General features: G+C 71.4%; 9 protein-coding genes. 2 read left to right on the forward strand and 7 right to left on the reverse strand.

From position 1 onward, the window contains the following. Positions 1 to 81: 81 nt before the first annotated feature. From P1K89_RS01075 to P1K89_RS01095, 5 genes are all read right to left on the reverse strand, one after another. Positions 82 to 1,254: an AI-2E family transporter gene (locus P1K89_RS01075; RefSeq protein WP_284614500.1), complete on the reverse strand. Its 1,173-nt coding sequence runs from the start codon at positions 1,252 to 1,254 to the stop codon at positions 82 to 84. Positions 1,255 to 1,317: 63 nt separating this feature from the next. Next, positions 1,318 to 2,433 (reverse strand): metallophosphoesterase, encoded by a 1,116-nt coding sequence (locus tag P1K89_RS01080; RefSeq protein ID WP_284614501.1) that lies wholly within the window; start codon positions 2,431 to 2,433, stop codon positions 1,318 to 1,320. A gap of 21 nt (positions 2,434 to 2,454) precedes the next feature. Continuing rightward, on the reverse strand, positions 2,455 to 5,577 hold the full coding sequence (locus P1K89_RS01085; protein ID WP_284614502.1) for an efflux RND transporter permease subunit: 3,123 nt from the start codon (positions 5,575 to 5,577) through the stop codon (positions 2,455 to 2,457). Beyond that, the gene (locus P1K89_RS01090) at positions 5,574 to 6,908 is read right to left on the reverse strand and encodes an efflux RND transporter periplasmic adaptor subunit (protein ID WP_284614503.1); all 1,335 of its coding nucleotides are present in this window, start codon (positions 6,906 to 6,908) and stop codon (positions 5,574 to 5,576) included. Before P1K89_RS01090 ends, P1K89_RS01085 begins: the two co-directional genes overlap by 4 nt. Before the next feature lie 138 nt (positions 6,909 to 7,046). Continuing rightward, positions 7,047 to 8,351 (reverse strand): glycosyltransferase, encoded by a 1,305-nt coding sequence (locus P1K89_RS01095; protein ID WP_284614504.1) that lies wholly within the window; start codon positions 8,349 to 8,351, stop codon positions 7,047 to 7,049. Here P1K89_RS01095 and P1K89_RS01100 point away from each other — a divergent pair. Further along, positions 8,302 to 8,907 (forward strand): MarR family winged helix-turn-helix transcriptional regulator, encoded by a 606-nt coding sequence (locus P1K89_RS01100; RefSeq protein ID WP_284614505.1) that lies wholly within the window; start codon positions 8,302 to 8,304, stop codon positions 8,905 to 8,907. The two genes, P1K89_RS01095 and P1K89_RS01100, sit on opposite strands and share 50 nt — an antisense overlap. Positions 8,908 to 8,943: 36 nt before the next feature. Here the strand turns inward: P1K89_RS01100 and P1K89_RS01105 are convergent, their stop codons facing one another. Beyond that, positions 8,944 to 9,522: a DUF4337 domain-containing protein gene (locus P1K89_RS01105; protein WP_284614506.1), complete on the reverse strand. Its 579-nt coding sequence runs from the start codon at positions 9,520 to 9,522 to the stop codon at positions 8,944 to 8,946. A 57-nt stretch (positions 9,523 to 9,579) separates the two neighbouring features. Continuing rightward, a complete protein-coding gene (locus P1K89_RS01110; RefSeq protein WP_284614508.1) occupies positions 9,580 to 11,475 on the reverse strand; it encodes a glucokinase in 1,896 nt (631 codons plus the stop codon). 260 nt (positions 11,476 to 11,735) lie between these two features. Here P1K89_RS01110 and glk point away from each other — a divergent pair, with 260 nt between their 5' ends. Then, positions 11,736 to 12,734, forward strand: coding sequence for a glucokinase (gene glk / locus P1K89_RS01115; protein WP_284614509.1), 999 nt, complete (start codon positions 11,736 to 11,738; stop codon positions 12,732 to 12,734). Positions 12,735 to 12,748: the final 14 nt, after the last annotated feature.

Here is a 12,748-nt window from a genome sequence, read left to right on the forward strand (position 1 = left end):
GGCGCGTCGGCGCATCGTACAAGGGGGCCGCCAGGGGCCGCCCGGGTCCCGGCCCGATGCGGGGCGGCGGGCCGCGCCCGCTCAGGCCCCCAGCAGCTCGCCGACCGGCTTCAGGCCTTCGACGCGATCGCAGATGGCCTTGACGATCATCAGCAAGGGCACGCCCAGCAGCATGCCCCACGCGCCCCAGAGCCAACCCCAGGCCAGCACGCCGACGAACACCGCCACCGGGCTCAGGCGGCTCGTGCGCGCGGTGAGCCAGGGGGTCAGCACGTAACCGGAGACGAAGTGCAGCAGCGTCGATGCGCCGGCAACGGTGCCGGCCATCTCGAGCGAGCCGAACTGCATCAGCGCGACCAGCGCGGCGCCGGCGGTCACCACCAGGGAGCCGAGGTACGGAATCAGGTTCAGCACCCCTGCCGCGATGCCCCACACGGCGGCATGCTGCAGGCCGATCCAGCCGAAGACGAGCCCGGTGGCCACGCCGACGAGTGCGCTGATCAGCACCTGCACCAGCAGGTAGCTCCGGATCTGCTCGGTGATCTCGTCGAGCGCCTGCACGGTGATCTTCTTCTGCGAGAACGTCGGGCCGGCGATGCGCACGAGCTTGCGCCGGAAGGTGCTGCCCGCGGCGATCAGGAAGTAGGTCAGCAGGCAGACCGCCAGCAGCTGGCCGGCAAAGCCCACCAGTCCGCGCGTGCCAGACCAGAGGTAGTCCTGCACGTTGAAGCGCTCGCGCACGACCTGCACCTGCGTCACGCCCTTCGGGGCGCCCCCCGGGGCCGCGCCGCCGGTCTCGTTGGCCGCCTGCTCGAGCTGGGCGGCTGCCTTCTGCACCTTGTCCAGCGTGCCGTGCGGATCACGGTGATGGCGGACCGACTGGCGCAGCTTCTGCGCGGCCTCCGGCAGCGATTCGATCAGCCGCGAGGCATCGTCGGCGAGGGCGTAGGCGGTCCAGGCCGCGCCGCCGACCGCAGCGATCACGATGACCGCCGCGCCGATCCAGCGCGGCACCCGCCAGCGTTCCAGCACGTCGGCCACCGGCGACAGTGCGTGGCTGAACATCCAGCCCAGCAGCAGCGGGATCAGCACGGCCGCCGCCCAGTGCAGCATGTAGACGCCCAGCAGGATGGCGACGATGCCCATCGAGGCGCTGCGCACGTCGACGGGCATGTGCAGCTTCACCCGGTCTTGCGGCGCGTCGTCGGCGGCCGGGCTGGGGCCGATGTTCAGCGGGTCGGACGGATCGTTCATGCAGGGCCCCGGACGCAAGCGACGATTCCCCAGGGCAAACGGCACGCCGAGGCGTCCGCGTCGTCAGGTGGGGACGAGCCGCACGCGCGTGATCTCCGACGGTGCGCCCAGCCGCAGCGGCGGCCCCCAGTAGCCGGTGCCGCGGCTGGTGTAGACCCACATCGAGCCCAGCCGGTGCAGCCCGGCGGTGAAAGGCTGCTGCAGCGGCACGAAGTGATTGAAGGGCCAGATCTGGCCGCCGTGGGTGTGGCCGGACAGCTGCAGCTGGAAGCCTGCCGCCTGCGCGCCGGCAGCGCTGCGGGGCTGGTGCGCCAGCAACACCCGCGCGGCGGCTGGTGGCGCGCCGGCGATGGCACGCTCCGGATCGCTGCGCTGCGACCGGTCGAAGTGGTGGGCGCTGTAGTCGGTGACGCCGGCCAGCACCAGCGTCGCGCCGCCGTGCCCGATCACCACATGCTCGTTGAGCAGCACGCGCAGGCCGAAGGCGCGCAGCTGCGCGATCCACTCGGGCGCGCCGCTGTAGTACTCGTGGTTGCCGGTGACGAAGAAGGCGCCGTGTCGTGCGCGCAGCGCGGCCAGTGGCGCGACGTCGTCGGCGAGGTCCGCGACCCGGCCGTCGACGAGATCGCCGGTGACGGCCACGACGTCGGCCTCGAGCGCGTTCACCCGCTCGACGATGGCCTGCAGGTAGCCGCGCTTGACGGTCGGGCCGACATGAATGTCGCTGATCTGCACGATCGTGAAGCCGGCCAGCGCCGGCGGCAGCCCGGCGATCGGCACGTCCACCGTGCGCACGCCGGCGGTACGGCGTGCGTTCGCCAACCCGGTTCCCACGCCGATCGCGCCCAGGATCGGCACCGCGGCCGCGCTGGCGTCGCGCAGCGGCGGCCACAGCGGCGGTCCGGGCCACAGCGCATCGAGCGCGAGCAGCGCGTCGCGCCCCAGCGTCAGCACCAGCAGGATCGCGAATACGCCGAGCGACAGCATGCCGGCCCAGCTCCAGCGGTCGGCGACCGCGCGGTCGGGCGCGCGCCGGCCGAGGAAGGCCGCCGGAATGAGCGCGCCGATCACCAGCAGCAGCAGGACGAACAGCGACGGCGCCAGCAGGCCCGGCAGCGCGGGCGCGACGCGCCAGCCGATGTACAGGTGCAGCAGGACGAGCAGGCCGAGTCCGACCACCGTGGCCGCGCCTTTCCGGCGTTACCTGGCCGGCGCGTGCGCCGCCGCCGCGTCGGCCCCGGCCGCGGCGGGCACCTCGTCGACGATCGGCCCCTTGCCGCTCCAGCGGTCGAGCGCGAGGTAGATCACCGGCGTGATGTACAGCGTCACCGCCTGCGAGACGATCAGCCCGCCGACCACCGCCAGGCCCAGCGGCTGGCGCAGCTCGGCGCCGGCGCCCAGGCCCAGCGCGATCGGCAGCGCGCCCATCAGCGCGGCCAGCGTCGTCATCATGATGGGCCGCAGCCGCAGCAGGCAGGCCTTTCGGATGGCCTCGTGCGGTGCGAGACCTTCGTTTCGCTGCGCATCGAGCGCGAAGTCGATCATCATGATCGCGTTCTTCTTGACGATGCCGATCAGCATCAGGATGCCGATGGTCGCGATCAGCGTCAGGTCGAGCTTGAAGATCGTCAGCGTCAGCAGCGCCCCGACGACGGCCGACGGCAGGCCGGCGAGGATCGTCAGCGGGTGGATGTAGCTCTCGTAGAGCACGCCCAGCAGCAGGTAGATCACCAGTACCGCGACGACCAGCAGGATGGCCTGGCCGCTCTGCGAGTCCTGGAACACCGCCGCGTCGCCGCCGTAGCTGGTGACGATGGTCGAGGGCATCTTCAGCTCGGCGACGAAGCCTTCCATCTTCTTCGTCGCCTCGCCCAGCGCGACGCCCGGCGCGAGGTTGAAGGCCAGCGTGATCGCCTGCAGCTGGCCCTGGTGGTTCACCGCCGTCGGGCCGATCGTGCGCTCGACCCGCGCGAAGGCCGACAGCGGCACCAGCGCGCCGCCCTTGCCGCGCATGTAGAGGCGGCTGAACGCGTCCTCGAACTGCCGGTCGGCTTCAGCCGCTTCCATGATCACCTGGTAGCTGTTCGACGGCCCGTAGATCGTCGCCACCTGGCGTTCGCCGAAGGCCGAGTACAGCGTGCTGCGCAGGTCGGCCATCGAGACGCCGAGCAGCTCGGCGCGATCGCGGTCGATCGTCAGCGAGGCCTGCAGGCCTCGCAGCTGCGAATCGCTGGTGACGTCGCGGAACGCCGGGTCGCGGCCCATGCGGTCGCCCAGGCGCGTGGCCCAGTCGTTCAGCGCGTCGGCGCTGACGCTCTGCAGCGTGAACTGGTAGCGGCTTTTAGCGCTGCGGCCGCCCAGCTGCAGGTTCTGCACCGGCCGCATGTAGACCGCGACGCCCGGCACCGCCCGCATCTGCCGGCGCAGGCCGTCGACCACCTGCGTCATCGGCGGCCGCTCGCTGCGGGCTTTCAGCGTGACGAAGGCGCGGCCGGTGTTCTGCCCGCCGCCGCCGCCCCCGCCGACGCGCGTGCCGACCGCGGCCACCGCCGGGTCGGCGCGCAGGATGCCGCCGACCCGCTCGGTCAGCGATTCCATGGCCGCGAACGAGATGTCCTCGGACGCCTCGACCGTCACCTGCAGCTGGCCGATGTCCTCCTCGGGGAAGAAGCCCTTGGGGATGGTCGAGAACAGCACGCCGGTCAGCACGAAGCTGCCGATCGCGACGCCGCCGATGACCCAGCGGTGGGCGAGTGACCAGTCGAGCGTGCGCGCGTAGCCGTTCTGCAGCGCGGTGAAGCCGCGCTCGAAGGTGCGGCCAAGCGCGTTCTCTTCCACCGCCGCGTGCGGCTTCAGGAAGCGGCTGGCCAGCATCGGCACCAGCGTCAGCGAGACCAGCGCCGACACCAGGATCGACAGCCCGACGATCACCGCGAACTCGTGGAACAGCAGGCCGATGACGCCCGGCATGAAGAAGATCGGGATCAGCACCGCGACCAGCGAGATCGAGATCGACATGATCGTGAACGCCATCTCGCGCGCGCCCTTCAGCGCCGCCTGGAACGGCGCCATGCCCTCCTCGACGTGGCGCACGATGTTCTCGAGCATCACGATCGCGTCGTCGACGACGAGGCCCACCGCCAGCGTCAGCCCGAGCAGCGAGATGTTGTCCAGGCTGTAGCCCAGCGGGTACAGCAGCGAGACCGCGCCGACCAGCGAGATCGGCAGCGACAGCGCCGGGATCAGCGTCGCCGCGGCGCGGCGCAGGAACAGGAAGATCACCAGCACCACCAGCACGATGGTGCCGGCCAAGGTCAGGTTGACGTCGTGCAGCGCCTCGCGGATCGACTGCGAGCGGTCGTTCAGCGTCGACAGCGTCACCGAGTCGGGCAGCTGGTCGCGAAAGCGCGGCAGCGTCGCGATCACGCGGTCGACCACCTCGACCGTGTTGGCATCGGGCTGGCGCTGGATGGCCAGCGTGATGCTGGGTTCGCCGGCGTAGGTGGACGAATTCTTCAGCGTGTCGAAGCTGTCCTGCACGTCGGCGACATCGCGCAGCCGCACCGCGTTGCCGTCGCGCGTGGCGACGATGACCTTTCCGAACTCGGCGGCGCTGGCGAGCTGCTTGTTGGCCTGCACCGTCAGCGTCTGCTGCGGGCCTTCGAGCACGCCGACGGGGGTGTTGGGGTTGGCGGCGGCGATCGCAGCGCGCAATTCATCGAGCGCGAGGTTGCGCTCGGCCAGTGCCTGCGGGCGCACCCGAATCCGCACCGCATAACGCTTCTGCCCGAAGATGGCGACCTGGGCCACCCCGTTGATCGTCGACAGCGTCGGCGCGATCAGGTTCTCGGCGTACTCGTTGAGCTCGGCCATGCCCATCGACGGCGACTGCAGCGCCACCAGCAGCACCGGCGCGTCGGCCGGGTTGACCTTGCGGTACGACGGCGGCGTGTTCATCTCCGTCGGCAGCGAGCGCTGCGCGCGGAAGAGCGCGGCCTGCACGTCGACCGCGGCGGCGTCGATGTTGCGCGAGGCCTCGAATTCCAGCGTGATCGAGGTGCTGCCCTGCGCGCTGGTCGAGCTGATCGTCGACAGGCCGGCGATGGTGGAGAACTGCTTTTCGAGCGGCAGCGCGACCGAGCTGGCCATCGTGTCGGGCGAGGCGCCGGGCAGGTTGGCGCTGACCTGGATCACCGGCGTGTCGTAGCGCGGCAGCGCGGCGACCGGGATGTCCTTCAGCGCGACCAGGCCGGCCATCACGACCGCGACGTTGATCAGCACCGTCATCACCGGACGGCGGATGAAGAGGTCGGTGAAACTCATGACGCGGCCTGCGTCGCGGCGGCGACCGGCGCGCCGGCGGGGCCCGAGGCACCGTTGCCGGCGGAGGGTCCCGAGGCACCCCGCCCGGCGCCCGACGCGGCCCGGCCCGGCTTGCCGGCGCCGCGGCCGTCGTCCGAGCCCGCCGGCTGGTACGGCGTCGCGCGCACCTTGCTGCCCGGCTTGACGTTCTGCTTGCCGTCGACGATCACCTTCTCGCCGGCCTTCAGGCCCTCGACGACGACCAGCTCGCCCGCCGGCAGCGTCGTGCGCACGGGGCGCAGCTCGGCCGTGTCATCGGGCTTCACGACGTACACCGATCGTTCCGTGCCCTTGATGATCAGCGCCGCCTGCGGGATCACCATCGCGCCGGGCATCGTGCGCGTGGTCATGCGCACCGTGACGTACTGGCCCGGCCAGAACTGCTGCTGCGCGTTGGGCAGCGCCGCCTTCACGCGGATCGTGCCGGTGGTGGTATCCACCGCGTTGTCGACGAAGACCACGCGGCCGCGCTGCACCGGCAGCACGCCGGCACGGGCGGCTTCGCCGCTGCCCGGCACCACGACCGAGACCTCCGCGCCGTCGTCGCGCGACGGGCCGCCCGCGGCATTGAGCAGCGCGGCCAGTTGCGCTTCGGGCACGTTGAAGTTGATGCCGATCGGATCGATCTGGTTGATGTTGACCAGCGGGGTCGTGCCGCCGGGCTGCACCAGCGTGCCGCGGTGCACGTTGACCGCGCCGGCGCGGCCGGTCAGCGGCGAGGTGATGGTGCCGAAGCCGGTGCTGACGTCGGCCGACCGCACCGCGGCCATCGACGCGGCGACGGCGGCCTTCTGCGACTCGTAATTGGCGCGCGCGGTGTCGGCCGCGCTCTGCGCGATGAAGTTCTGCTCGCGCAGCTCCTGGGCGCGCTTCCATTGGCGTTCCAGGTCGGCCAGCGAGGCCTGGTCGCGCAGCAGCTGGGCGCGCGCCTTGTCGGCATTCGCGCGTTCGGCACGGTCGTCGATGCGGAACAGCGGCTGGCCGCGCTTGACGAACGCGCCGTCGCGCACCAACACCTCCGCGATCGTGCCGGACAGCTGCGGACGCACGTCGACGCTGTCGAGCGCGACGACGGTGCCGGCGGCCTCGACGGTGACCGGCACGTCGCGCTGCTGCGCGGTGTAGACGCTGACCGCGACGGCAGGGCGTGCGCCGCCGGCGCCGGAGGCCGCGGCCGACGCGGGTTTCGGCGCGTCGTCGCTGCCCTGCCGGTTGCAGGCGGCGAGCAGTGCGAGGCCGACGAAGCAGGCAGCGGCGATCGGAAGCCCAACGGGGCGGCTTGTCGTTGTCATGGCGGCATTCCGGGGCGGTGCGTCGTCGCACCGCGCAGACACATCGTGAACGCAGCCAATCTAGCAGAGGGCTTCTTCGCCCTTGTTGCTCCTACGTTGCTGTGGGGGTGTCTGCGATGACTGCGCGGCCGGCCGGCTTCATGCCGCGTTGGCCCAGCCGCGGGCCAGTGCCAGATCGGTCCGGTGGCGCCGGATCGCATCGGCCGCCTGCGCCGCACCGTCGACGCCGGCGTACAGGCCTTGCACGCGTCGCGCTTCGGCCTTGAAGGCCGGCTGGGCGAGCAGGCGCGACACGGCGTCGGTCAGGCGCTCGCTGTCGGCATGGCGCGGGGCGACCGCCAGCGCCATGCCCTGGCGCACCGCGAGGTCCACGTTGAGCTCCTGCTCCGGGTGCAGCGGAATGCCCAACAGCGGCGTGCCGCTGCACATCGCCGTCTGCACGGTGCCCTGGCCGCCCATGCTGACCACGGCATCGACGTGCGGCATCACGCGGTGGTTGGGCAGGAGACCGGCGACGACGATGTCGGGGTCGTCGACGGGGCCGAACTCATGCACCGTGGCGCCGACGATCACGCGGGCTCCGCTGGCGCGTGCACGCCGGACTGCGGCGCGCAGCATCTGCGGCGTGCTCGACGACAGCACCACCAGCACCGTGGGGCGCCGTCCATCCAGCACGGCCTGGACGGGCGCCGGGATCGGCAGGTCGAGCGTGGCGTACAGCGGACCGGTGTAGACCAGCCGCGTGCCCGCGCGGTAGGCCTTGGGCCGGCGCGGGCGCCAGGCCTCGAGCTCGGCGCGCGGCACGCCCAGCACCTCCGGCACGTCGGTCACCAGCGTCAGGTCGCCCAGCATCAGCGCGGCCAGCGTGGGAACGGGCTCGACGCCGAGTTCGGCCGCCACGTCGTTGAGGAAGCGCACCGGGTCGGTCATGCGCTCGGCACCCTTGTTGGCCATCCAGCGCTTGACGCCCGCGGGCAGCCATTCCGTGCCCGGCATCGGCATCTGCGTCGGCACCGGCGCGAGGCCGCGGTCGAACAGCGGCGGCACATAACTGCCGCCGTGCGAAGCCACCACCGGAATGCCCACCACGCGGCTCGACAGGTACACCGTGAGGCTGAAGCCGATGACGGCCATCTGCACGCCGTGCCGGCGGAAGAAGTCGACTTCCGACTGCACGCTCGCGCGCACTTCGTCGGCCGTCTGCAGCCGCGTGCCGGGCTTGCCGATGCGGCAGAGGTCGTGCACGTAGCGCATGCAGCGTTCGCCGTCCATCGCGGGCGGCAGCAGCGTCAGCTCGAAGCCGGCGTCCCGGATCAGCTGCGCGTAGGGGCCGCCGTGGGTGGCGAAGACCACCGCTTCGCCGCGTGCCTGCAGGGCCTGGCCGATGGCCAGCATGCGCGACGTCTCGGAGAGGAAGCCGCAGTTCGGAACCAAGGCGATCATCTGGCGTCTCCCGCAAGGCTGGCGATTAGGTAATATATTGAATATGTCCACCCATCGTCAATGGCTCGAGCACGGTCTCGACGGCCTGCCCGAAGCGCTGGCCTCCCGCGTCCGTCTCTTCAGGCTGGCCGTGGCCAGCGGTGCTGCGCTGCGCAACCGGCTCGATCGCGAGATGGCGGGCAGCGGCGTCACCACCCAGCAGGCCGCGCTGCTGCAGTTCATCGAAGCGTGTGGCGACGCGCCGACGATGGGCACCGTCGCGCAGGGCCTGTCGATGACGCATCAGAACGTCAAGCAGATCGCGCTGGTGCTCGAGCGCAAGGGCTTCCTGGTGATCGAGGTCGATGAGCAGGACCGTCGCGCGCGGCGCCTGCGCCTGACGCCCGGGCACCGTCGTTTCTGGGCGCGCCGCAATCCGGGCGACTTCTCGAAGGTGCAGCAGTGGACCGCGGGCCTGTCGGACGAGGAGGTCCGGCAGGCCTGCGCGCTGCTGCGCAAGCTGTTCGGGTCGGTTGCCGCGCAGGTGCCTGGCGGATCGGACGACGGACCGGCGTGACTCGCCGGCTGTCGATGCGGGCGGGCCCGCGTGGCGCTACACGTGCGCCAGCGCCATGCCGCCGAGCACGAGGCCGAGGCCGGCGACGCCGAACATGCCCCACTCGAGCCACTTGCGGCGCGTCAGCAGTGCGATGGCGGCCAGCGCGATCGAGATCTGCAGCGCGGTCGTCGCCTGGGCCCAGCGGTGGTGCAGGTGCAGCTCGGCCTCGGAGCGCTGGTCCCAGTCAGCCGCTTCCTTCTCGAGCTTCTCGGCGTCCTTCTTGATCCCGGCCTTCTCCTGCTTGTAGCGCTCGACTTCCTGCTGGTACGTGGCCTTCCTGTCATCGGCGACGATGGCCACCGCCAGCTCGGCCATGTTCTGCTTGCTGCTCTTGGCCTGGTAGAAGTTCCACTGGTTCGACGCCTCGGTCTTCTTGATCGCCGCGTTGTTCTTGAACAGGCCGGCGTTGGCCTGCGTCGCGCCGCCCATGTAGGAGAACAGCGCGCCGATGGTCGCGAGGATCGCGGTCATCACGGCGATGGTGCCGGCGAAGCGGTCCTTGTCGGCATGGTGGGCGGCATGCTCGAGCTCGTGATCGTGCGGACCGTGGACGTGGAAACCGTGACCGGACATGGGAACTCCTCCTCGAACGGGATCAGTGTTGCTTGGAATCGTGTCGATGCGGCGGCTTCAGCGACGCCCGTGCGACGTCAGCCGCGCATACGGCAGCGAGGCGCTGACGCCGGGTGGCGTGCCGCGCGCACCGGCGGCCTTGCGCGGGCGGCGCTCGCCGGCGTCGGCATCGGCCGCGTCGCCGGCATCCCCCTGGCGGCGCATCGAGACGCCGACCGCGAGGATGTCGATCACCAGCAGGTGCAGTACGCGGCTGACCATCGGCAGCTGCGTCGTGACGTCCTCGGGGTGGTCGACGATCAGTGCGATGTCCGCCTTCTTCGCCAGCGGCGACTGGCTCGCGGTGATGGCGATCACCGTGGCGCCGCGCTCGCGCGCGATGTCGGCCACTTCGATCAGCTCGTTGATGCGGCCGCTGCTGCTGATGATCACCACCACGTCCCCGGGCTTGAGCACCCCGGCGGCCAGCACCATCAGGCGGGCATCGGTGTAGGCGTTGCTCGCGATGCCGAAGCGCATGAACTTGTACTGCGCGTCCAGCGCCACCGGCGCGTAGTGGCCCACCGCGTGGAAGTCGATGCGCGGCGCGGCGTTCAGCAGGCCGATCGTGCGGTCGATCGTGTCGCGGTTGAGCTGGTCGCGCAGCTGCAGGATCGCCGACGCGGTATTGCCCAGCACCTTGGCACCGAGCTCGACGGTGGAATCGTCGCCGGTGACCTGGATGTGCGTCACCGGCACGGTGCCGGTGAGGCCGGAGGCGAGCCGCAGCTTGAAGTCCGACAGGCCCTCGCAGCCCAGCGAGCGGCAGAAGCGGATCACGGTCGGCTGGCTCACCGCCGCGGCGCGTGCGATGTCGGCGATCGGGTCGTTCAGCGCCGCGCGCGGGTGCGCGAGCACATGCTCGGCAACACGGCGCTCGGCCGGCGACAGCGCCTCGAGCCCGCGGCGGATCTGCTCGAGGATCGCCGAGGTTGGCGCGGCCTCGATGGTGCGCAGTTGCGACTGCAGGATCGCCGAGGCGCCGACGAAGGTCGCGTTGTCGGCGGTGATCACGTAGGTGGGGATCGCGCGCAGGTAGTCGCTGAAGCGGCCCTTGTCCTCGAAGCGTCGGCGGAAGGGTGAACGGTCGAAGTAGTCGCCCAGCCGCGGCACGATGCCGCCGCCGACGTAGATGCCGCCCAGGGCGCCCAGCGTCACGGCGAGGTTCGCGGCCGCCGTGCCGAGCATCGCGCAGAAGGCCTCGATCGCCGCGGCGCACAGCGCATCGCTGCCGTCGAGGCCGCGCCGGGTGATCTCCGGCGCCGGCAGTGCATCGCCGGACGCACCGGCATCGGCGGCCAGCGCGCGGTGGATCAGCTCCAGCCCGGGGCCCGACAGCAGGCGCTCGAAGGACACGTGCTCGAACTGCTTCCACGCGAAGCGCAGCACCACGATCTCGCGCTCGTCGTGCGGCGAGAAGCTGGTGTGGCCGCCTTCGGTGCCCAGCGCGACCCAGCCGTCGTGCGCCGGGATCAGCCCCGAGACACCGAGGCCGGAGCCCGCGCCTAACACGCCAATGACGCTGCCATCGCGGGCGGCGCCGCCGCCGACCTGGCGCCGCTCGTGATCCGCCAGGCGCGGCACCGCCATCGCCAGCGCGGTGAAGTCGTTGACGACGACCAGCGTGTCCAGCCCGAGCCGCTCGCGCATCTGCTCGATCGAGAACTGCCAGTGGTAGTTGGTCATGCGCACCTCGTCGCCTTCTACGGGGTTCGCGATGGCCACCGCGGCGTGGCGCAGCCGGCCCTCGGGCACCGACTTCAGGTAGGCGCTGACGGCGGCGTGGAAGTCGGCATGGTCGGCGCAGCGCAGCGACGCGGCCTGCTCGAAGCGGCCCGGCGCCGTCTCGAGCGCGAAGCGGGCGTAGGTGCCGCCGATGTCGGCGATCAGTCGGGGGCTGTCGTAGCGGCTCACGGGGCGGGCTTGGTCGTCGTGCAGCGGTGGGGGCCCGGGACCGGGCGGCGCCGTATTGTGCGGGAGCGGCGCGCACCGGCGTCGGCGGCGGTCCGCCCGCGGCGCGGGCGCGTCATCCCGGCCTGCCCGACTTGTATCGGTAGCTTGACTACAGCTCGCGCCACATGGTCTCCTGAACTTCCCCGCTACCTAGGTTAAGTCATCTTGATGCGATGATGTAGTTTTGCTACCTTTGGGGCAACTGATGGGGAGACAAGCGCTTGAGCGATGACGGATTGGCGGCGGGGCGCCCCTGGCTGGTGGCGGACATCGGCGGCACGAACGCCCGCTTCGGCTGGGTCGATGCGGACGGGGCCGTGGCCCATATTCACAAGCTGCCTGCGGCGGACCATGCCGGTCCGGCCGAAGCGGTGCGCGCCTACCTGGCGATCGTGCAGCGGGAACGGGGGGCCAACTACCGGGCGCCGCGGCGGGCGGCCTTCGCCATTGCCACCGCGATCGACGGCGACGAGGTCACGCTGACGAACAGCCACTGGACGTTTTCGCGCGCGAAGCTGCGCGACGCGCTCGGTCTCGACGCGTTGCTGCTGCTGAACGACTTCGAGGCGCTGGCGCTGTCGCTGCCGCGCCTGGGTCCGCAGCAGCTGCGCATCGTCGGCGCACCGCCGCTGCAGCCGCGCGGCACGCTGGCGGTCATCGGTCCGGGCACCGGGCTGGGCGTCGGCGGTGTCACGCAGACGGCGCACGGCTGGGTCGCGCTGCCGGGGGAGGGTGGCCATGCCACCCTGGCGCCGACCGATGACTTCGAGAGTGCGCTGCTGCAGCACGTCCGCGGCCGCTTCGAGCATGTCTCGGCGGAGCGGCTGCTCTCGGGCATCGGCCTGCCGGTGCTGCATGACGCGGCGGCGGCCGTGCTCGGCCGGCCGGTCGCGGCACCGCTGGCGGCCGAAACCATCGTCGAGCGCGGGCTGGCCGGCGGCGACGAGGTCTGCAGCCGCACGATCGACGCCTTCTGTGCGCTGCTCGGCAGCTTCGCCGGCAACGTCGCGCTGACGCTGGGCGCGCGCGGCGGCGTCTACATCGGCGGCGGCATCGTGCCGCGGCTTGGCGAGCGCTTTTTCGCCTCGCGCTTCCGCGAGCGCTTCGAGGCCAAGGGGCGTTTCCGGGGCTACCTGGAGCCGATCCCGACGGCCCTGATCACCGACACCCTGGCGGCCCTGAGCGGGGCGGCGCTGGCGATCGAGCAGATCGACATCTGAGCGCTACACAAACC

Source organism: Aquabacterium humicola (assembly GCF_030167915.1).
GTDB classification, from domain to species: domain Bacteria; phylum Pseudomonadota; class Gammaproteobacteria; order Burkholderiales; family Burkholderiaceae_C; genus Pseudaquabacterium; species Pseudaquabacterium humicola.